At 71.0% G+C, this 20,784-nt stretch carries 19 protein-coding genes; 11 read left to right on the top strand and 8 right to left on the bottom strand.

Annotation, left to right across the window (positions count from 1 at the left end):
- From HS104_38675 to HS104_38685, 3 genes are read right to left on the bottom strand one after another with little or no spacing between them, the layout of a single operon-like run.
- Window positions 1-1,374, bottom strand: coding sequence for a hypothetical protein (locus tag HS104_38675; protein MBE7485885.1), 1,374 nt, complete (start codon window positions 1,372-1,374; stop codon window positions 1-3).
- Between the two features lie 15 nt (window positions 1,375-1,389).
- Window positions 1,390-3,102: a hypothetical protein gene (locus HS104_38680; GenBank protein ID MBE7485886.1), complete on the bottom strand. Its 1,713-nt coding sequence runs from the start codon at window positions 3,100-3,102 to the stop codon at window positions 1,390-1,392.
- Window positions 3,099-3,635, bottom strand: coding sequence for a hypothetical protein (locus HS104_38685; GenBank protein ID MBE7485887.1), 537 nt, complete (start codon window positions 3,633-3,635; stop codon window positions 3,099-3,101). Before HS104_38685 ends, HS104_38680 begins: the two co-directional genes overlap by 4 nt.
- Window positions 3,636-3,668: 33 nt before the next feature.
- Between HS104_38685 and HS104_38690 the strand changes: the two genes are divergently transcribed.
- On the top strand, window positions 3,669-4,142 hold the full coding sequence (locus HS104_38690; protein MBE7485888.1) for a hypothetical protein: 474 nt from the start codon (window positions 3,669-3,671) through the stop codon (window positions 4,140-4,142).
- Here HS104_38690 and udk read toward each other — a convergent pair.
- Window positions 4,132-5,340, bottom strand: coding sequence for a uridine kinase (gene udk, locus HS104_38695; protein MBE7485889.1), 1,209 nt, complete (start codon window positions 5,338-5,340; stop codon window positions 4,132-4,134). The genes HS104_38690 and udk overlap by 11 nt on opposite strands.
- On the opposite strand from udk, the gene HS104_38700 reads away from it, so the two are divergent.
- Window positions 5,339-6,598, top strand: a complete 1,260-nt coding sequence (locus HS104_38700) for a hypothetical protein (GenBank protein ID MBE7485890.1) — start codon at window positions 5,339-5,341, stop codon at window positions 6,596-6,598. The two genes, udk and HS104_38700, sit on opposite strands and share 2 nt — an antisense overlap.
- A 4-nt stretch (window positions 6,599-6,602) precedes the next feature.
- Here the strand turns inward: HS104_38700 and HS104_38705 are convergent, their stop codons facing one another.
- Window positions 6,603-7,367: a hypothetical protein gene (locus HS104_38705; GenBank protein ID MBE7485891.1), complete on the bottom strand. Its 765-nt coding sequence runs from the start codon at window positions 7,365-7,367 to the stop codon at window positions 6,603-6,605.
- 62 nt (window positions 7,368-7,429) lie between these two features.
- Window positions 7,430-8,908, bottom strand: a complete 1,479-nt coding sequence (locus HS104_38710; protein ID MBE7485892.1) for a hypothetical protein — start codon at window positions 8,906-8,908, stop codon at window positions 7,430-7,432.
- A gap of 141 nt (window positions 8,909-9,049) precedes the next feature.
- Here HS104_38710 and HS104_38715 point away from each other — a divergent pair, with 141 nt between their 5' ends.
- Window positions 9,050-10,726: a protein kinase gene (locus HS104_38715; GenBank protein MBE7485893.1), complete on the top strand. Its 1,677-nt coding sequence runs from the start codon at window positions 9,050-9,052 to the stop codon at window positions 10,724-10,726.
- Window positions 10,727-10,735: 9 nt separating this feature from the next.
- Complete coding sequence (gene solA, locus HS104_38720) at window positions 10,736-11,878, top strand: N-methyl-L-tryptophan oxidase (GenBank protein ID MBE7485894.1); 1,143 nt, start codon at window positions 10,736-10,738, stop codon at window positions 11,876-11,878.
- Here the strand turns inward: solA and HS104_38725 are convergent.
- Window positions 11,860-12,432, bottom strand: a complete 573-nt coding sequence (locus HS104_38725) for a hypothetical protein (protein ID MBE7485895.1) — start codon at window positions 12,430-12,432, stop codon at window positions 11,860-11,862. The genes solA and HS104_38725 overlap by 19 nt on opposite strands.
- 162 nt (window positions 12,433-12,594) lie before the next feature.
- On the opposite strand from HS104_38725, the gene HS104_38730 reads away from it, so the two are divergent.
- Together HS104_38730 and HS104_38735 are read left to right on the top strand one after the other, a co-directional pair.
- Window positions 12,595-13,599, top strand: coding sequence for an ADP-ribosylglycohydrolase family protein (locus HS104_38730; GenBank protein MBE7485896.1), 1,005 nt, complete (start codon window positions 12,595-12,597; stop codon window positions 13,597-13,599).
- A 19-nt stretch (window positions 13,600-13,618) separates the two neighbouring features.
- Window positions 13,619-14,545: a DUF4349 domain-containing protein gene (locus tag HS104_38735; GenBank protein MBE7485897.1), complete on the top strand. Its 927-nt coding sequence runs from the start codon at window positions 13,619-13,621 to the stop codon at window positions 14,543-14,545.
- Here HS104_38735 and HS104_38740 read toward each other — a convergent pair.
- A complete protein-coding gene (locus HS104_38740; protein ID MBE7485898.1) occupies window positions 14,531-15,103 on the bottom strand; it encodes a 2-hydroxychromene-2-carboxylate isomerase in 573 nt (190 codons plus the stop codon). The two genes, HS104_38735 and HS104_38740, sit on opposite strands and share 15 nt — an antisense overlap.
- A gap of 93 nt (window positions 15,104-15,196) precedes the next feature.
- Between HS104_38740 and HS104_38745 the strand changes: the two genes are divergently transcribed.
- The 5 genes from HS104_38745 to HS104_38765 all read left to right on the top strand — a co-directional run bounded on the left by HS104_38745 (window position 15,197) and on the right by HS104_38765 (window position 20,763).
- Window positions 15,197-15,940: a hypothetical protein gene (locus tag HS104_38745; protein MBE7485899.1), complete on the top strand. Its 744-nt coding sequence runs from the start codon at window positions 15,197-15,199 to the stop codon at window positions 15,938-15,940.
- Between the two features lie 69 nt (window positions 15,941-16,009).
- Window positions 16,010-17,455 carry a glycogen synthase gene (locus HS104_38750; GenBank protein MBE7485900.1) on the top strand — a complete coding sequence of 482 codons (1,446 nt, stop codon included), beginning with the start codon at window positions 16,010-16,012 and terminating at the stop codon, window positions 17,453-17,455.
- A 13-nt stretch (window positions 17,456-17,468) separates the two neighbouring features.
- Window positions 17,469-18,695, top strand: a complete 1,227-nt coding sequence (locus HS104_38755; GenBank protein ID MBE7485901.1) for an ATPase — start codon at window positions 17,469-17,471, stop codon at window positions 18,693-18,695.
- Window positions 18,683-19,624: a hypothetical protein gene (locus HS104_38760; GenBank protein MBE7485902.1), complete on the top strand. Its 942-nt coding sequence runs from the start codon at window positions 18,683-18,685 to the stop codon at window positions 19,622-19,624. The genes HS104_38755 and HS104_38760 overlap by 13 nt, the downstream gene beginning before the upstream one ends.
- Entirely contained in the window at window positions 19,621-20,763 is a 1,143-nt protein-coding gene (locus HS104_38765) for an enterochelin esterase (protein MBE7485903.1), read from the top strand. Before HS104_38760 ends, HS104_38765 begins: the two co-directional genes overlap by 4 nt.
- The last annotated feature ends 21 nt before the right edge of the window (window positions 20,764-20,784 follow it).

Genomic DNA, 20,784 nt, shown 5'->3' on the forward strand with positions numbered 1-20,784 from the left:
TCACAGGAACACATGGAGCTGACTGAGCAGCGTGAACGCGCTCTCTTGCCGCACGATGGCGTCCACGCGGAGCTCGCAGTGCGGCAGGAAGAACCAGTCGACGGTGAGCCAGCCGCCGAAGCGCGGCTTGCCGGCGCCGACCTGGCGCGGCAGGTCGATGCCCAGGTTGCCGCTCGGCTGTTGCTGGTAGCCGATGTCCAGCGCCTCGCCCGTGGCTCCGAGGTGCAGCCCCTGCGTGAGCTCGTAGTCGAGCTGCGCGAAGCCCACGTAGCCGAGATCCCGGCGCGACATGTGCAGGGCGTCCGCTTCGACCAGGACCGCCAGGGCCCCGGCGGGCGCGAACCGCGCGAAGGCTCCGTGCGCCCCGCGCGCGGTGCTCTCCTGCTCCAGCGTCATGCGGTCGGCCTTGGCGAAGGTGAGCAGGCTGCTGGCGCCCGCCGCGACGGACTTCGAGGCCAGCGCCTCGACGTACAGGCTGTAGCCGCGCTCGCGGTATTTGTCCGGGCCGAGCTGGTAGTTGCCGGCGATGGCCATGACCTCCGCGCGCAGGTTCATGCCGCTGTAGGCCAGGGCGGCGCCGTGCTGCTGGTCCGACTCGCGATCGGTGCGCGTGGCCTCGCGCACCCACATCACGTGCTCGCTCATGCGGATGCCGAACGGCAGGTTGAGGCGTCCGGCGCGGAGCAAGAGATCGCCTCGGCTGCCCAGGTCGAGGCCCAACCAGTGCGTGCGCGAGATCAGGTTCAGCTCGTCGCCCTGATTGGTGGTCACCTGCGCGGCGCGCGCGTGCGGCGAGCCCTCCTTGACCTTCGCGGCGCCGATGCTGCCGCCCAGCTTGACCGGCCCGAACGCGAGCTGGCCGTAGAGGTCCGCCTGCATCGGGAAGTAGCGGAAGTCACCGCCCGAGAGCAGGCCCACCGTGCGCAGGCTGCCGCCGAGCAGCATGAAGTCCGGCGGCTCGAACAGGCCCCACAAGAAGCCCGAGGAGCTGCTCGGGCCGGTCTCCTCGGCGGCCTCCGGCTCGGGCTTCGGCGCGGGCTTCTTCGGCTTGGGCGCGTCGCCCGCGAGGTCCTCGTCGAAGGAGTCGAAGGAGTCGTCCTTGGGCGCGCTGGTCTCGCTCGCCCCCGCGGAGACGCTGTCCTCTCCGTAGCGCATGCGGAGCAGCAGATCGCTCTGCGCGCGCCCGTAGCGGGTGAGTGTCTCGCCTCCGGACGGGTCGGCGTGGCACGTCGTGCAGCCGCCGTAGCCGTGCCGGATCATCCACGCGTACGCGGAAGCGGGACGGCTCCACGAAAAGAGCGCCGCGAAGGTCAGCGCGGCCAGCGCCACGCGCAAGAGAAGTCGCATGAGCTCCGGTGTCTTCGCAGAGGCCACGGGTCGCGTCAAATCTCACTCGCCCGAGCCGTCCAGCCGGTACGAGACGCCGCCCCAGCCGCCGTAATACTGGTCGAGCGCGCCGCCGGCGACGTTCGCGTCCCCGGGCTTCGGGTTCATGTCGAACGCGTAGCGGCGGAAGTCGAAGCCGGCCATCACCTCGAGCCCGCTCACGAGCTCGAAGCCCGCGCGGACTCCGGCGTCGAAGCCGCTGGCGGTGGCGTGCGGGAACCAGGTGCGGGACGCGACCTCCCCGGCGTCGAGCACGAAGCGGTGGCCCAGCTCGGCGCTGATCGACACCCGGGACACGCGCACTCGTCCGTCGATGCCGACGCGCAGGTATTCGTAGCCGGTATTGGGCACCAGGGGGTTCGTCGGGTCGTCGTCCACGCGGAAGCTGTGCTTGCCGTAGGTGACCTGGACGCCGGCTTCGTGCACGTCGAAGGGCACGCGCCCGCGCAAGCCGGCGTACCACTCGGTCATGCTGGTGTCGTAGCTCTCGCCGCTCGAGTCCTCGCTCTTCAGGCCGAAGCCTTGCTCGTAGCCGGCGGCGAGCCCGACGTGCGCGGGGATGCCGCTGGTGAAGTGAGCGCCCGGGTACCAGCGCAGCCAGAGCATGGCCGCCGGCGCGGCGCCCAGCTTGTACGCGCGCAGGGTGCCGAACAGGTCGTCGGTGTAGCGGTAGTTGCGCGCGAAGGCGCGCATGCCGAGCCCGACCTCCAACGCCGAGGGCAGCGCCCCCGGGCGGCTCCGGGGCTCGGCGGGCGACTCCGCCTCTGCTTCGCCGTCTTCTGCCGGCTCGGCGTCGCCTTCGCCGCTGCCCTCCGCGGGAGCTGCGCCGCCGAGCTGTTCCTCCGGCAGGGGAGGTAGCTGAGCCTCCCCGAGCGGGCCCGCGAGCTTCTTGCCGAGCTCGTTCTGGATGGTGCGATTCAAGCCCTGAAGCCCCGCTCCCTTGAGCGTGGCCTCGGTCATCAGCTCTCCGTCGCCGCCGTTGTAGAGCTTCACGTCGAGGCTGGCGGCCTGCCCGGTGATCTTCACCTCGCCGCCGACGAACGCAGACGCGCGCAGCACCTCGGCGGCCGCCGCGAGGTCCTTCGCGCCGGCGTCCTTGGGCGGGAGCTGTCCTTTGGTGTCGCGCTCGGACATCACCTTGACGCCCTTCTGGCGGTTCACGGCTTTGACCACGTAGCCGCGCACCACGGCGGCCTTCGGACCCGTGAGCCCGAGGACCACCACACGCTTGCTCGAGCCCCCGGGGACCTTGGCGTCCGCCAGGGAGCCGCCGATCTGTTTCCAGGCTTTCTCGCCGACCCTCTGGGCAAGCTCCGCGGCGCTGGTGGCCCGGAACTGGTGGCTCTCGGCGATGTCGCCGTCGCTCGTCGCGCGCACGCGCAGCGCCACCGACCAGTCCTTGCCCTGGCCCTTCACCTCCGCGTCCACGATGGCGGCGAGACCCAGGCTGGTGCCGAGCGCGACGGCGCCGCGCGGGTCGCCCAGGTTCGCGCCGAGCTTGTCCGCGCTCTTCTTCACGTGCGCGAGGCTCACCACGCGGACCTCCGCGTGGCTCATCAGCGCCTTGACGATGGCTTCGCGGATCAGCTCGCCGCTCGGGCCCCGAGCGTCGTTCACCACCACGAGCCGTGGGTCCGCTGCCTGCGCGCGCTTCGCGAAGGCGAAGCACGCGAGCAGCAGCAACAGGAGCGACGCGCGCCGACCGAGGAGCGTCACCCGCCGCCTCCAGAGTCGGTCGCTCCGCCGCTGCCCGCGGCGCCGGCGGAGCCCGCGGCGCCGGAGTCGGTGCCGCTCCCGACCAGGCTGTAGACCCACTGCCTCACGCACTCGATCTCGGAGGCCGTCGCCTTGGTCAGGGTGTCGGGCATCTGATCGCCGCACTGCGGGCTCTTGCTGGTCAGCTTCTCGATCAAGAAGCTCTGCTCCGGGGTCGCCGGGTCGATGAGCAAGCGCGTCGCGCAGTCGCCGTCGCTCGAAGCCACGCCGATCAGCCGCGAGGCGGGATTCGCCGACTTCAGGTCGAGCGCTCCGTCCGGGTCGCTGTCGTCGTGGCACAAGTCGACGCACTTCTTGGCGAACAGATCCGAGGGCACGTCGTAGCCGGTCGGGCAGGTGGCGCTGCCTCCGCCCATGCCGCCGTCGAGAAATCGCTCGGGATCCTCCAGCGAGCCCGGCGGGCAGCCTGCGACCCCGGCGCCGAGGACGAGGGAAATTCCAAATGCCAGCCGATAGCTCGCTCGAAACGACACCGAACGGGCATAGTAATGGCGGAAGGGCACCGAGTGCGCGAAATTGGCACAACCAACCCGAGCTCGAGCGCGCTCGTCCTGCTCGTCGGGCTCGTCGCCTGCGAATCGAGCGCCCCCGCGCGCCGGCCGCCTCCTTATTACTATCCGCCCCCGGGACCCGGACCAACGGCAGCACCTGGGCCGCCCGCAGGCAACCTGCCGGATCGTCGCCCCGAGGACATCTCCCGAGGGGTCGAGGCGAGCACGCCGCGCTTCACCGACTGCTACCAAAGGAGCGAGTCGTTCATGCTGGGCAAGAGCGGCACGGTCACCATCTTCTTCGACATCGCTCCGGCGGGGCAGGTGACGCGGGCCACCGACGTCGCGCCTCCCGGCATTGCGCTGCCCGGCGCGCCGCTCGCGGATCCGAAGCTGGCCGAGTGCCTGTCGCAGGGGCTGCTGGCGGTCCGGTTCGATCCGGCGCGGGACTCGACCGCGGCCAGCTGGACCTTCCAGTTCAGCCGCTGATCACGCTCTTGAGCTTGCTGACCAGGAGCTCGATGGCGACGCTGTTCTTTCCCCCCTCGGGGACGATCACGTCGGCCCAGCGCTTGCTCGGCTCGACGAACTGAAGGTGCATGGGGCGCACGGTTCGGTAGTACTGATCGCGCACCGACTGGAAGGTGCGCCCGCGCTGCTCGAGGTCGCGACGGATGCGGCGGAACACGCGGATGTCGGCGTCGGTGTCCACGAACACCTTGAGATCGAAGCGCTGCCGCAGGCGCTCGTCGGCGAAGACCAGGATGCCCTCCACGGCGATGACGGGAGCGGGCGCGACCCTGTGCCGCTCTTCCCGGCGGCGGTGCGTGGAGAAGTCGTAGCTCGGAACGTCCACGCTCTCGCCCCGCCGAAGCGCGTCCAGGTGCTCGACCAAGAGCTCCGTCTCCAGCGAGTCCGGGTGGTCGAAGTTCAGCTCCGAGCGCTCCTCGTAGCTGATGTCGGGACGATCCCTGTAGTAGCTGTCGTGCTCCAGTAGGGTCGCGGTGCCCTGGGGCAAAGCGGATGCGATGGAGCGGGCGACGGTGGTCTTGCCCGAGCCAGTGCCGCCGGCGACTCCGACGATGTACGGTCGCGTCACGGCGCTGTTTCTAGACGCGGACGCGGCGCCTGTCTCGTCAAAGCGCTGAGGCTTGCGGTCGGGGGTGTTTCGGCCGTAAAAGCTCCGGCTCGCCCCGGAGGGGGGCGCACCGATGCGAGCTTTCGTCTCCTCTTTGCTCTGCGCTTGCGGGTCCGTCGCCTGCGCCGCCCCACCACCGGCGGTGGAGGCTCCCCCACCCGAGCCAGCCTCGAGCTCGACCGAGCCCCAGAGCGCGGAGTGGCTGTACGCGACGGACGGTGTGCCCGGCGGGCGCAAGGCCGAGTGCCGCGCGCTGGTGACGAGCCTGGAGAGCGAGGCGAAGTGCACGGGGGCGCTGTGCTCCCACGCCGCGTCCCTCGCCGAGGACTGGCTGCGCGTCTGCAAGAAGCTGACGCCGGAGCTCTCCGGTGACGTCGAGCGCCGGGTCGAAGAGCTTCGGAAGAAGGCGCGCACGGCGCCGGTGGCCTGCGAGCAAGAGGTCGAGCGCCTACTGAAGAACGGGTGCGGCAAGCGGGAGGACTGCGCGGGGGACGCGCAGAGCTGGGCCACCCGCTGCGCGGACTTCAGCACGCCGCTGGTGCTGCGCATGCTCGAGGTCGCGATCGAGCGCGGCGGCGGGGGGCGCTCGCAGCTGGACGCGCGGGCTTGCCCGGCGCTCCTGACGGACGTGCAGAAGGCGGGCGCCTGCACGCAGCAGTTCGCGTGTCAGGACGGCTTCGCCGCCATCGACACGTACCGCGCGCGCTGCGTCTCGTCCGTGCGCCCCATCTCGCAGACCGCGGCGGTGCTGGAGCTGGCGGTGCGCTCGGGGGCCTCTGCAAAGGTCGAGCCGCTCGCGTTCGCCGGCGGCTCCAAGCTGGATCCGGCGCTGCTGCCGCTGATCTTCGAGGACGGCAGCGGAGCAGTGCTCATGACCTGCGGCAAGCGCGCGACCAGCGTGGACGCCTACCTCGAGCTCCGCAAGCCGTGTACCGACGGCGAGCTCGTGCTGGCGCGGCGCTTCGACGGGCCAGAGGGTCCGCTCCTGCGCGTCGGGCGCCTGCCTCATCTGGGCGACGTGGCGTTTCTCGCCGCCTTCCCCACGCTGCGCGTGGAAGGTGAGCCCAAGGCGCGTTATCGGGCTGCGCTGCCGGCGTTCCTGTCGTCGGTGGATCTGGCGGCGAAGACCGCTGCCGACTCCAAGCAGAGCACGGAGGCGCTGCGCATCCTGATCGCGGCGATCGAGGGCAACATCGACGCGGTCCGCAACTCGGCAGATCTGGAGACGGCGCTCCGGGCCAAGGACGACGCCTTGACGCCGCTGTTCGCCGCGCTGGGGGAGGCCAAGAAGAAGGCGCTCCACGCCGATCTCTCGTCGACGAAGTTGGTCCCCGCGATGCTTCGCGGAAAGTCGCATGAGCTTGCGGACGTCGACGTCGAAGGGCGCGTTCGCCTCGGCGCGGTGACCCAGGCCGCGTCCGTCGAGATGGTTGACTTCCTGCCCAAGGCCGTCGCGGCGTACCAGGCGGCGCTCGCCGGCCGCTGGAAGCTCGTGGAGAAGAAGAAGCTCGGCAAGCGAGACACCGAGAAGCTCGGCCTCGCGGCGGACGGTGAAGCCGCGCGCTGCGGACAGGCCATGAAGGGCGTGGACGCCGCCGAGAAGATCCTGATTGCCTGCGCCTTCGGCCTCGAGACCTGCGACGAAGCCAAGGTCGTCGCGGCGGTGCAGAAGGCCGGCGAGTCGCGGCGCGCGGCCGAGTCGAGCTGGCCCAGGTCGGTGCTCGCCCTGGCCAGCTTGCCGCGCGAACAGCGCGCCGGAGCGGAGAAGGCCGCCGAGCTCGCCGGCTGTCGCGAGCCTTGGTGGTGAGCGGCTACCAGGGCTTGGCCGGGCGGCACAGGCCGCCGTCGCACTTCATGGTCCCGGTCGGGGCGCAGTCGCCGTCGCCGGTGCAGGTGGCGTGGCAGATCTTCTCGCCCGCGGACGCGCCGTCGGCGCAGGTGAGCCCCGCCTCACACTCCGGCTCGCCGCCGCTTCCGGCGCACATGTCGCTGCCCGTCCGGCAGGGCATGTAGGCCTTGCCGCAGGTCCCGAGGGACGACGCCTGCCAGCCGAGCGCGCCGTGGTCGGCGTAGCGGCAGAGCTCGCCCTCCGCCGCCGACCCGAGCGGGACGGTCGCGGCGAGAGTCTCCGGCGTCTGCTCGCCGGGGCAGGGATCGGTCACGATGTTCACCGGCAGGTCGGCGCCGCCCTTGGCCTTCACCTCGAAGGACCAGTCGTAGATGCAGACGCCGCAGGCCGCGAGCAGACAGCCCGGGTTTGCCAGCCGGAGCTCGAGGCCGCCGTCGACCTCCTTCGCTTGACCCTTCCACTCGGCACCGCACGCGCCCTCGAAGTTCAAGAGGTCGATCTTCACGGTGTCGGCGTCCACGCTCTTCCAGCGCACGCACTGGAGCCCCGCGTAGGCCTCTTCTGCGGTGAGCGCGCTGGAATTGCCCTCCTTCTTGCACGCGCTGCCCTTGAAGCTCACCAAGCTGCCGCCGCTCGACGACGACGAGGAGTCGTCGGAGCCACAAGCAGCGACCAAGCAGAAGCTGAGAGTCAGGGTCAACGCCGACAGGGTCTTCATGCGGGACATCAGGGCACCTCGTCTTTCTTCTAGCACTCGGCTCCGGAACGCTCTCGTGCAAGCATTGCGGGTCATTGGGGGAAACAATCGAAGCGCGCCAGCTGCGCGTGGGCCTGGCCGCCGGCGTTCGCTTGCGCCGTCCATGCCACGAGCAGCGCGCGCGGCTCGGCCAGGGTGATCGCGGCGTAGGCGGTGCCGGTGGTCAGGCTGGTGGTCGGTAGCTCGAGCTCTTGAAGCTGGTGCCCCGCCTTCGAGAGCTGGCGCAAGCGCAAGCGCGAGTGCCCCACCTGGTTGGGTGGGAGCGTCTGGTCCACGCGCTCGCCCCAGACGAGCAGCAGACCTTGATCGGAAGCCAGGAGCTCGGCGCCGGCGTCGGGGTGGGCGTCGGTCTGCCAGCTGCTCGTGAGCACGAGGCCGTCGGGGCTGAAGCCGGCGAGCCTCAGCGTGCTCGGCGGGTCGTCGCCCGGCTTCGCATCCGCCGGCTGCTCTCGCCAGGCCACCCAGGTCGCGCCGGTGTGCGAGCGCACGAGCGGCGTGCGGGCGCGTTTACCCACCATCCCGCCCACGATCGATGCGGGGACGAGCTTCGCCGCGGGACCGACGCCGGGCTCGAGGCGCGCGATCTCCACGCGGTTCGCGCACTCCGGTCCGCTGCCCTCGCAGGGCTTTGGGTTAGCGGCCACCAGGTAGTGTTGACCGTTCCAGGCGATGGTCGCGCCGACGCCGGGATAGGCGCTCGGCGGCGCTACCTCCACGGGCCCTGCCACGACGTTGCCCGCGGTGTCCGTCACCGCCGCTCGCGCCGAGACCACGTAGTTGCCGGCGTCGCCGCTGGTGGCGGAGCGCCAGGTGACGCCGTAGCCGAGTCCGCCCCAGCCCATGCCCTTGCCGAGCGCCGGACCCGCGGCGATGGAGTAGGCGTAGCCGCCGAGCTGCTCGATGAACACCTCGTCGAAGGGCTTCCACGCGCTGGTGTCGAAGCGCCGGAACTTCACCCCGGGGATCACGTTCGGGCTGGCTTCGTCCGCGTGGTAGTAGAGCAACGCCAGCTCCGAGCCGCCGCCCGCCGCCGTGATCAGCTGCCCGGGCGCGTGCGCGTCGATGCCGTAGAGCAGCATGCCGTGCGTCACGCTCACGCCCTCCGGCCACGCAGGTCCGACGCTGAGCTCGGCGACGCGGAGCTCCGGGTGCCAGAAGTGCTCGTGGATGAGGCCCACGGCGATGCGTCCCGGCACGCCGGGCGCTGCGGCGGCGATGGTCGCCAGCGAGGGCGTGTGCACGCCCTCGCCGTAGGTGAAGATCACGACGGGCTCGCCGTGCTGCACGTAGACACAGTCCGGCAGGGGCGGGGGCGAGTCGGGACCGGCATCCCCGACCCCGGCGCCGCCGCCAGCGCTCGAGCCGCCGCTCGAGACAGCCCCGCTGCCTCCGCTGGCCGTGGGGGCTCCACCGGCGGCCTGCTCGCTGCCCAGCATGAGCCCGCTCTTCGAGCCGCACGCGGCCGCCACGGCAGCCGCCGAGAGCAAGAGCCAGGCACGTCCGGACGTCACACGGCGCCACGTTTGCACTGGCCATGCCAGCGAGCAACGAGCACGCTTGGAAGGCAGGCGCCGGAGCCCGGACCGACTCTGTTGCCCGGGCTTGTGCCAAGCCAGAGGTTGGCACAGTGTCACCGCACGGCGCTCCACGGCATGACCCAGGAACCCTACAAGCCGAACGTCGAGCTGGCGCAGGGGCCGCTCGGCACCCTCGCGGTGGCCCAGGGAGCCGAGCGCGCGGTCTTGCTCCGGACCGTCCGTCAATCCACCGGTTGGAAGGCGGCGACCCTCGACGCTTGGGCCGCGTCGAGCACCCGAGCCCAGGCGTTGCACCACCCGAGCCTGCTCGCGGTCATCGACGTGAGTCGCACGGCAGACGCGCTCGTCATCGCCACCGAATACGTCCAAGGCGTCCCTCTCTCCGTGCTGATCGCGCGCGCCCGAGCGAAACACCGCGCCATTCCCCCTGAGCTGGCCGAACGCGTGGTGCTGGACCTGGCGAGGTCGGTCGCGAGCACGCAAGAGCTCCTGGCCAAGCAGGGTGACCCGCGCCCGCTCGGATGGGTGCACCCCGAGAGCGTGCTGGTCACGAGCGGGGATGACGCGTTGATCGCCGACGTCGGTCTGCTCGGGCTCGACGTCGTGGCGGAGCACGCCGACCTCCTGACCTTCCGCGCTCCGGAGCTGCTCGACGGACGCGGGGTGACGCCCAACTCTGCGGTTTACTCGCTCGGCCTCTTGCTCTGGGAGCTGCTCGCCGGCCGCAACGCCCTGGGCGAAGGGACCACGGCGTCGAGCGCCGCGGAGGTGCGGCGCCGCGCGCTGGCCGGTGCCATTCCGCGCCTCGATCTGGTCGCTCCCAGCGCTCCGGCGCTCCTGGTGGGCATCGCGAGCCAGGCCATCCACCGCGATCCCGCCGAGCGCTTCCCCGACATCGCAGCGTTCGTCGAGACGCTCTCCGTGCGGAAGCGCCCAGGGCCCGGCGCGCTCGTCCGCTTCATGAACGAGCTGTGCGGCGATCTGGTCGAGGCCCAGCGTGGCGCTGTGGTGCGACCGCAGGCGGCCGCCGCGTCCTGGCGTCCCACGTTTCACCCCGGCGACGAAGCGCCCGAAGTCTCGATCCCGCGCGCTCCGAGGGCCATCGGGCTCGCCGCGTTCCGCGAGCCGGTCGCGGCACCCGCCGTGGTGATCGCCGACAAGCCGGAGCCTGAGCCGAAGCCCACGCCCGCAGCGGAAGCCCCGCCGATCGAGCTGCCGCCCGCGCCCCCGGCGCACGCCCCGCAAGCCACGCTGCCGCTCATCTTGGTGAAGAAGGTCTCGACTCCGCCGCCCGCGATCACCGCGCCGATCGCCGCAGTCGAAGACGACGACGAAGCGCTCCCGCCGGTGCGCTCGAGCCGCCGCGGCGCGTTCATGGTCCTCGTCGCGCTGATCGTGGCAGGAGCTGGCGCGCTGGCCTACGTCGCCTACCAGAAACAGCAGCAGGGCGAGGTCGCGGAGCCCGCTCTGACGCCGCCGGCGCCGAGCCCGGCGAGCGCCAGCCCTTCGGTGGCCGCACCCGCCGAGAGCGCCAGCGCGGCACCCAGCGCGAGCAGCGCTCCGCCGGAGCGCGAGTCGAAGGCAGAGCGTCGCGCGCGCGAAGCCCGCGAGGAGCGCGAAGCCCGCGACGAGAGGCGGAAGCGGCGTGACGCCGGGGCTGCCCCGTCCAGAGACTGGGGCAAGGTGGACGAAGAGGAGCCGGCCAACCCCAAGAGCGACAACCCTTACGCGGACCCTCCCGCACCGGCGCCAGCGCCGGCACCCGCGGCGAGCTCGAAGTTCGGGTACTGAGATTCAGCCGTGGGTGGCTGGGACGTCATCGTGGTCGGAGTCGGCGGGATGGGCTCCGTCGCCTGTCTCGAGCTCGCTCGCCGGGGCGCGCGGGTGCTCGGCATCGAGCAGCACGCGCTCGGTCACGCGCTGGGCAGCTCCCACGGCGAGACGCGCCTGTACCGCCGCGCTTACTTCGAAGCTCCGGACTACGTGCCGCTGATGGATCGCGCGCTCGCGCTCTGGCGCGAGCTCGAGCGAGAGTCCGGCGAGGAGCTGGCCGTCCAGACCGGGCTCGCGCTGTTCGGCCCGCCCCGCGGCGGGCTGCTCGAGCGGGCCGAGGCCCACGGCGCGGCGCACGGCATCCGCTTCGAGCGGCTCGCTCTCACCGAGGCCGAGCGCCGCTTCCCGGACTTGTCCGCCATGCCGGACGCCGAAGCGATGTTCGAGCCGGAGGCGGGCTTCTTGCGCGTCGAGCGTTGCGTGGAGGTAGCGGCGCGTCTGGCGCTCGCGCGCGGCGCGCGCATCGAGTCGAACCTGCGGGTGACGTCGCTCACGAGCGACGGAGGGGGCGTACGCGTCGAGACGGAGCGCGGCAGCTTCGCGGCGGCGAGCGTGGTGCTCGCTGCCGGCCCCTGGTCGGCCCCGCTGCTCGGCGGTCTCGGCGCTCGACTGGCGGTGCAGCGCCAAGTGCTGCTCTGGCTCGCGTGCGAGCCCGACGCCTACCGCCTCGACTCGGGGACGCCAGCCTTCGGGTTCGACACGCCGGCGGGTTTCTTCTACGGCTTCCCGTCGCTGGAGCCCGGCGCGCTCAAAGTCGCCCGGCACATGCTGGGAGAGCGTGTCCCGAGCCCGGCGGAGCTCGATCGCGAGCTTCGCCCCGAGGACGCGCGCCCAGTGCAGGAATTCGCCGCCCGACACCTGCCGAAAGCGCACTCCCGCGTGCTCCGCCATCACGTCTGCATGTACACGATGACGCCCGACGAGCATTTCATCGTCGATCGCCACCCGGAGGAGCCGCGCCTGGTCGTCGCGGCGGGCTTCAGCGGGCACGGCTTCAAGTTCGCGTCGGCCATCGGGCGCGCCGTCGCGGATCTCGCGCTCGACGGGATGACCCGCGAGCCGATCGGGTTCTTGAGCGCGCGGCGCTTCGCTCACTTCGGCGCGGTCTGATCGAACTCGTAAGTCGGCGCCGGCGCGCCGTGCGGCCACTTCACCGTCAGCACCCGCTTGCCCCACTGGGTCCACTCGAAGGTCCAGTCGGCGTCGATGCCGGGCCTCACCCGCGTGACGATGCTGGCCACGCCCTTCTTCATGAAGGGCGGGATGCCACCGGAGTCGTTGCCGCGAGTGAGCTTCACGGTCTGGATCTGATTCGCCGAATTGTCGCTGGTCCGACAGGACACGCGCAGCCACTCGCGGACGAGCTTGGTCTCGCAGTTCAGGGGTGTGCTGTGGCGCACGGTGATTTCTCCGACGGCGCCCCACTCCGCGACCGTCGGCGGCTTGGAGGTACCGCTGGTCGGGATGCCGGTCTTGGACTCGCTGCCGCCCGAGGGCGGGGCGGACTCCGCCGGCGCTGGCGTCGGGGTCGCCTCCGGGGTCGGAGCAGCGGCCGCGGTGACCGTCGGCGGCGGAGGCGCGATCTCCTCTTTCTTCGCTTCCTGCTTGCACGCCAGGAGCACCACCGTGATCAGCATGCCCGCTCCGATCGTCGTTCGCTTCATGGCCATCCTCCAGAGAAGCCCGAGCATGCTCGCGCCGTGCGCTGGGATGCAAGGCGGCTGTCGAACTGGCAATCGCCGGCTGCCGCGCCCGCCAGGCTGGCAGCGTCGCCGCGATTGTTCGGGCGATTCTCGCTGGAACGGCGCGTGCAAAGTCGCTTGGCCATGACCCAAGCCTTCGCTGGAGCTCTGCTCGGAACCGCCGCCGGTGACGCCCTCGGCCTGCCGTTCGAGGGGATGACTCGCGCACGCGTGCGGCGCTTCCTGAGACACCGGCCGCTCACTCACCGCATCGGCCTCGTCTCCGACGACACCGAGCACGCCTGTCTCGTCGGTCAGGCGTTGCTCGAGGCCGGCGACGACCCGGACCGCTTCGCGCGCGCGCTCGCCTGGCGCCTGCGCTGGTGGCTGGCGGCGCTGCCCGCCGCAGTCGGCTTCGCCACGCTGCGCGGCATCGCGAAGCTCTGGCTGGGGTTTCATCCCGGGAACAGCGGCGTGCGCTCGGCGGGCAACGGCGCGGCGATGCGCGCGCCGCTGATCGGCGTGTGGGCCGCGGGCGACGCCGAGCTCAGGCGTGCCTTGGTGCGCGCCTCGACCCGGATCACGCACGTGGATCCGCGCGCCGAAGAGGGCGCCCAAGTGGTGGCCGCGGGCGCGGCGCTCGCTCTCGGTCCGCCGCGCCCGGCAGAGGAGGTCGTCGAGCTGCTGCTCCATGAGGTGCGCGACGACGCCCTCGGGCGCGCGCTCGAGGCGGCGGCGACGGATGAGCCCCTCGAGGACTACGCCGAGCGCCTGGGGCAAGGGTGCGGCGTCACCGGCTTCGTCGGTCACACCGTCCCGATCGCCGTGGCCGCGTGGCTCCGGCATCCGCTCTCGTTTCGCGACGCGATCGAGGACACCGTGCGGCTCGGCGGCGATACCGACACCACCGCGGCCATCGTCGGAGCGCTCGTGGGTGCCAACACCGGACCGAGCGGGATCCCCGAGGAGTGGCTCGGCGGGCTCCGCGAGCGGCCGCGCTCCGTCGAGTGGATGCGCGCGCTCGCCGAGCGCCTGGCTACGCGCGGCCCGCCGCTGCGGCTCTCCTGGCCGCTGATCCCGCTCCGAAACCTGGCGTTCCTCGTCGTGGTGCTCGGAATGGCGGGGCGGCGGGCGTTGCCGCCGTATTGAGTGGTACCCTCCTCCCGCCATGAAGCAACTGCTCTCCTGGTTGGTCCTGCTGATCGCGGTGGTGGGCTGCGGAGCGGCGAAGAGCGGCGACGCCGCCAGCAGCGGAGGGGCCGCCTATCCCGGGGCGCCGATGGCGGACTCCGTCCAGACCGTCAGCGAAGGCGAGATGATGGAGGCGGACGAAGCGCCACCAGCGCCTCCCGAGCCGGGTCCGGCGCCCGAAGGCGCGATGGTGGCGGGGCGTGCCTCCGCGGGCAGCACCGGCGGTGCACCGCCGCCGGCGCAGGCGCCGATGCCCGCGGCGAAGGCGGCGCCAGCCAGGCAGCCCGATCTCGCAGCGAGGGACAACCGCGACAAGGCCGAGAGCCCGAGCGGAGCGCCGGTGGCGAGTGGTGCCCAGAAGGCGGCGGTCGCCTCCCAGATGCTGGTCTACACCGCGGACATCCGGCTGCGCGTGCAGGAGGTGCCGAAGGCCATCGACGCGGTGGAGAAGCTCGCGAAGGAGATGGGCGGCTACCTGGTCGTGCGCCAGGACAACCGCATCACCGTGCGCGTGCCCAGCGCCAAGTTCGACGCCTCCCTCGACGAGCTGGTGAAGCTCGGCGAGCTCACGCACCGCAACGTGAGCATCGAGGACGTCACCGATCTCTACTTCGACATGCAGACCCGCATGAAGAACCTGGAGGTGGTGAAGAAGCGACTGGAAGAGCTGCTGGAGAAGGCCAAGACCGTCGAGGAGTCGCTGGCGGTGCAGCGCCAGCTCGAGCGCGTGACCATCGAGCTCGAGCGCCTGCGCGGCAAGCTGAAGCTCCTGGCGGAGCTGGTGATGTTCTCGACCATCACCGTGATGCTCGAGCCGAAGAGCACCGAGCACATCGACTCGAAGGTGCGGCTGCCGTTCCCGTGGATGGACCGGCTCGGGTTGGGCGAGCTACTCCGGCTGTGACGCGAAGCGCCGGACGTACTCTATCCGGTCGTGACCCCAGAACAGCTCGTCGCCGGCGGCGAAGGTCGGCACCCCGAACACGCCCCGGGCGGCGGCGGCCTCGGTGCGGGTCTTGAGCTCGGTCTTGGCCCAAGGGTCGTCGAGCGCCTCGGCCACCTGGGCGAGGCCGACCTCCCGAGCCAGCTCGGCGACGACCGCCTTGTTGGAGACGTCTCGCGCCTCCGCCCAGGCGGCGCGGAACAGCGCGGAGTGGAGCCGGGCGAGGACGCCGTCGCGTTCGGCCAGGAGCGCCGCGCGTAGCGCGTAGAGGCCGTTGATGGGGAAGACCGGCGGCGGGGTGAAGCGCACGCCCTCGTGCTCCGTGCAGCGCACCAGATCGCGGGCGATGTACTGGAGCTTCGCCGCCGTGTAGGGCATGCCCTGGGCGAAGGTCTCGAGCCCGCGCAGGTAGACCGGGCAAAACGCGACGTCGATCCCCGAGAGCCTCGCCGGCAGGAGCTCGTTCGCGAGGTAGGCCCAGGGGCTCGCGTAGTCGAAGTAGAAGAGCACGCGCTGCATGAGCCCTGCTCTAGCGCGGGACGGGCGCCCGCGGCCAACGCTTTGGCCGCTCGGGTCAGTGCGGTCGGCGGCGGCGCGGGGTACACTGGCCCCATGGTGCGCGGGTCGTTGCTGCTGCTGTTCTGCGTGGTTTGCTCGGTCGGGTGCGGGGGCACCTCCGACGCGGGCGTGCCCGACGAGGGCAGCGGCGGCACCGCGGCGGGCGGCGTGGCGGGCGTGGCCGGCACGACCTGGGGCAGCGGGGGCGCGGCTCAGGGTGGCAGCTCGTCCGGCGGCGCCTCCTCCGGCGGTGGCACGACCGGCGTGGGCGGAGGCACCACGAAGCCGTACTACCTGCACTCCGGGCGCACCTACGATCACGAGAAGGACTACGTGGAATGGGACGGTCAGGTCTCGTTCGTGATGCTGAAGCACAAGGACCAGACCGCGCTGCCGGCGGACGAGGGCGGCGCGAGCTGCTCCGGTGGCTGCGACGAGCAGGTCACTCGCATCGAGGCGGGGAGCTCGGTTTGGGGGCGCTTCAAGGGTATCACCGGCATCAACGTTCAGTTGGCCTCGACCAGCGAAGCGGGCGTGGGGCAGGGCGTCTTCAGCGTGTGCAAGACGGATCTGCCGGCGTTCGACCTCGGCGCGGCCTCTACCGGGCTGCCGGGCTTCAACAACCTGCCGTCGCCAGCGCACGGCGTCGCGGCCAGCGACGACTGCGAGTGGCGGGTGAAGGCCGTGGGCGGCTTCGTGTATTTCCGCGCCGTCACGGTCACCTCGCCGGCGGGGAGCGGCGGCAGCGGCGGCACCGGCGGCGCTTCGAGCGGCGGCACGGGCGGCGGCCCGTCGTGAGCGGTCCGTGCGCCGGCCCGTCGTGAGCGGCCCGCACGCCGGCTGAATCTGTGGCATCATCCCGCTCCCGTGCGGCTCCTCTATATCGCGCCAGAAGTGGCGCCGTTCGCCAAGACGGGGGGGCTCGCAGACGTGCTTGGCGCGTTGCCGCGGCAGATGCAGCGGCTCGGGCACGACGTGCGCGTCTTCCTGCCGGCCTACGCGCAGATCGATCGGAAGAAGTACCGGCTGCGCCCGGTGCTCGGGCCGGTGCAGATCCAGCTCGGCGGCCGGCGCTTCGGCGTCGGCATCGCCAGCGCGCTCCTACCGGGCAGCGACCTGGAGATCCACTTCGTCCACTCGCCGGAGCTCTTCGCGCGTTCCTCCATCTACACCGCGGACGCCGACGAGCACCTGCGCTTCCTGGTGCTCTCCTACGGCGCCCTCGAGGCCTGCCGTCGCTTGGGCTTTTCGCCGGACGTCGTTCACTGCCACGACTGGCAGACGGCGCTCGTGCCTTTGGCGCTGAAGACGTTGTACGCCCGTGATCCCGTGCTCCGGCGCGCGCGCTCGCTGCTCACCATCCACAACCTGCACTACCAGGGCTATTTCCCGGCCAGCGTGCTGCCGGAGACCGGCCTCGCCCGTGCGGCGCACCTCTTCCACCAGGACTACTTGAAGGAAGGCCGCCTCAACTTCCTCCTGCACGGCGTGCTCTACGCCGACGGCATCACGACCGTGAGCCCGAGCTATTCGCGCGAGATCCAGGGCCCCGACCACGGCGCTGGCCTCGACCCGTTCTTGCGCACGCGTGCCTCCACCGTGGTCGGGATCTTGAACGGCGTGGACTACGAGGAGTGGAGCCCGGAGCACGATCCGTTCATTCCGCACCCTTACGGCGCCACGGATCTCTCCGGCAAGGAGAAGAACAAAGCCGTGCTGCTCGGCAAGCTCGGGCTCGAGTACCTGCCCGGAACGCCGGTGGTCGGCGCCGTCAGCCGCATGGTGGGGCAGAAGGGCCTCGACCTGCTCGCCGGCGTGCTCGGTCGCGCGCTCCGCCGCCACCGCTTCCAGTTCGTGCTGCTCGGCAGCGGCGAGCACCAGCTGGAGGAGATGTACGCCGCGCTCCAGCGGACGTTCCCGCGCCAGGTCTGCTTCTACCGCGGCTACAGCAACGAGCTGGCGCACCTGATCGAGGCCGGCGCCGACATGTTCGTGATGCCGTCGCGCTACGAGCCCTGCGGCCTGAACCAGCTCTACAGCCTGCGCTACGGCACCGTGCCCATCGTGCACAAGACCGGAGGGCTCGCCGACACCGTGCAGCTCTTCAACCCGAAGACGGGTCGCGGCACCGGCTTCCCGTTCGAACAGCACGACGCGCAGGGGCTGACCTGGGCCCTCGAGACGGCGCTGAAGCTCTATCGCGACCCCTCGGTCTGGCGGAAGATCATGCTAAATGGCATGGCTCAGAACTTCTCCTGGGCCGTGCAGGCCAAGCAGTACGAGCTGCTCTACGAGCGCCTGCTGCGGAACTGAGACAGGAACCCTCATGCACGTCGTCTTCATCGAGCCGCGCTTCCCCGCCAACCAGAAGCTCTTCGTCCGCGCGCTCGCCGAAGTGGGCGCGAAGGTCACCGCCATCGGCGAAGGCAGCAAAGACTCCCTCGACGACGAGCTCAAGCGCTGGCTCCTGCACTACGAGGAGGTCAAGAACGTCTGCGACGAGGGCGCCGTGCTCCGCGCCCTGCGCTTCATCCAGGGCCGCGCCCACGTCGATCGGCTGGAGGCCGTGGTGGAGGCCCACATCATGCCGACCGCCAAAGTGAGGGAGGCCGCCGGGATCCCCGGCACCAGCGTGCGCACGGCCTTCTTGTGCCGCGACAAGCCGGCCATGAAGGAGGTGCTGCGGGAGGGCGGGATCCCCTGCGCCCAGTCCACCGGCGCGTCCACCGCGGAGGAGGTGCGGGCGTTCGTGGAGCGCGTCGGCTTCCCGGTCATCTTGAAGCCGCGGGACGGCGCCGGCGCCTCCGGCGCGGTGCGCGCCGACAGCCTGGCCGATCTCGGCAAGGTGCTCGGCTCGTTCGGGCTGGGCCACCCCGGCCGCTCCATCGCGGTGGAGGAGTTCATCGAGGGCCACGAGGGCTTCTACGACACCATCAGCATCAAGGGCGAGGTGGTGCACGAGTTCGCCACGCACTACTACCCGAACGTGCTCGAGGCCATGCGCAAGCGCTGGATCTCGCCGCAGTTCGTCGCCACCAACCGCATCGACAGCGCACCCGGCTACGACGAGGTGAAGCTGCTCGGGCGCAAGGTGGTGAAGCTGCTCGGCATCGAGACCTCGGCGACCCACATGGAGTGGTTCGCCGGCCCCAAGGGCCTGAAGTTCTCCGAGATCGGCTGCCGCCCGCCGGGCGTGCGCGCCTGGGATCTCTACAACGTCGGCAACGACATGGACCTGTATCGCGAGTGGGCCATGGCCGTCTGCGCCGGCCGGCCCAGCCAGCGCGCGTCGCGACGGCTCTCCGCCGGCATCATCGCCCTGCGTCCCAGCCAGGACGGACGCATCAGCGGCTACGACGGGCTCGAGGCCGTCGGCAAGTCGTTCGGGCAGTACATCATCGACGCACACACGCCGCCCATCGGTACACCCACCCAGCCGGTCGAGGCGGGCTACATGGCCAACGCCTGGATCCGGATGAAACACGAGAACTACGACGAGCTCCGGCGCATGCTGGACGTGGTCGGTCAGACCGTGAAAGTGTGGGCCCACTGACGGTACCTGCCGTCGTCCTCCTCGGCCCGCAGCAGCCGCAGCCGGACGTCGGCGCGGCGCTCTCCGACTTGGGCGTCAAGGGCCAGGTGGCGCTGATCACCGCGGGCTGGCAGGAGCGCGAGCGCGAGGACGCGACGCTGATCGCGACGCTCGGCGTGAAGGCCGTGAACCTGAAGCTCCACGCGCGCTCGGAGAAGGTCTTCGCGGCGGACAAGGAGCTGTCCCAGGCCGCCAAGGCGCGACAGGCGCGGCTCAAGGCGGTCAACGACTTCTACCGCATCCGGCTGGACCACGCCTTCGAGGCCGCTCACGCCATCTCGGTGCGCCACGTCGATCCCGAGCTCCTGGCGGAGGAGCAGCACGAGTCGGTCGAGGCGCTGAAGCAGCTCGACGGCGATCACCTGGAGCGCTGCCAGGCCTCCCACGACCAGTTCGTGCAGAAGTGGGCCCCGAACGAGCGACCGGCGGTGGCCAAGCACCGCCACGAGCTCCACGCCATCATCGACGACTCCGAGGCGATCGTGGTGATGGGTGGTCACGTCGTCTCGCTCCTGAACCGCATGAAGCTGTTCGACGTGGTTGGCCTGACCAAGACCCAGCGCTGGTTCGCCGCGGCCGCCGGCGCCATGGTGCTCACCGAGCGCATCTACCTGTTCCACGACTTCCCGCCCCACGGCACCGGCATCGCGGAGGTGCTCGACTGGGGCTTCGGCTTGGTGCGCGACCTGGTCGTGCTGCCCGATCCCAGCCACCGCATCCGCCTGGACGACCGGGCGGGCATCGCGCGCTTCGTGCAGCGCATCGCTCCGGCCAGCTGTCTGGCCATGGATCGCGGCGCCCGCGTCTACGCCGAGCACGGGCACGTGCGCGGAGGGTTCTGCCATCGCCTGTGCGCCGACGGGCAGGTCGAGGAAGGCTGGACCGGATGAGCCGCAAGAAGGCCATCGAGGAGCTTCAGGCGGGCCCGCGCACCCCGGAGGACGTCGCCGCCTTCTTCGAAGGACGCAGCTTCCCAATCGTCGAGGGCTCGACCATCACCTTCGTGTACCGCGGAGACGCGGAGGCCATTCACCTCAAGCACTGGGTGTTCGGCCTGCCGTCGTCGCAGCAGCTCACGCGCATCGAGGGCACCGACGTCTGGTTCCTCACGCTGGAGCTGCCGCCGGGCTCCCGCGTCGAATACAAGCTCGAGGTCGTGCGCGGTGGGCGCGGCGAGTGGATGGAGGATCGCCTCAACCCGAACCGCGCGCGGGATCCCTTCGGCGCGAACTCGGTGGCGCACGGCGAGGGTTACTCCATCCCGAGCTGGATCCACCCCGACAAGGAGTCGAAGCCCGGCAAGATCGACGAGCTGGTCCTGGACAGCAAGGTGTTCGGCGGCCGACGCAGCGTCGAGATCTACCTGCCGGCCCGCTTCCGTCGCACGCGCCGCTATCCGCTGCTCGTGGTCCACGACGGCCACGACTACCTGCGCTACGCGGCCCTGGGCACCATCCTCGACAACCTGACCCACCGCCTCGAGATCCCGGACATGATCGTGGCCATGACCAGCTCGCCGGATCGCCTGGTCGAATACGCGAACGACGAGCGTCACGCGCGCTTCCTCACCGACGAGCTGGTGCCGCAGCTCGAGCGCGCGCTGCCGGTGGACGCCCGGCCCCAGGCACGCTGCCTGATGGGCGCGAGCTTCGGTGCCGTGGCGGCGCTCTCGACCGCCTGGCGGCGCCCCGGCTACTTCGGACGCTTGCTGCTCCAGTCCGGCTCCTTCGCCTTCACCGACATCGGCGACCGCAACCACCGCGGCCCCCTCTTCGATCCGGTGGTCGCCTTCATGAACAAGCTGCGCGCCCGTCCCGTCGCCATGTCCGAGCGCGTGTTCGTCAGCTGCGGCATGTACGAGTCCTTGATCTACGAGAACCGCTCGCTGGTGCCCATGCTCCAGGGCACCGGCATGGACGTGCGCTTCGTCGAGGCCCGCGACGGCCACAACTGGGAGAACTGGCGCGACCGCCTGCGCGAGGGCCTCTCCTGGCTGTTCCCGGGGCCGTTGCTCTTCGTGTACGAGTAGTCGAATCGCCTCACGGGCTGG

The sequence above is a fragment of the Polyangiaceae bacterium genome, assembly GCA_015075635.1.
GTDB lineage: Bacteria > Myxococcota_A > Polyangia > Polyangiales > Polyangiaceae > JADJKB01.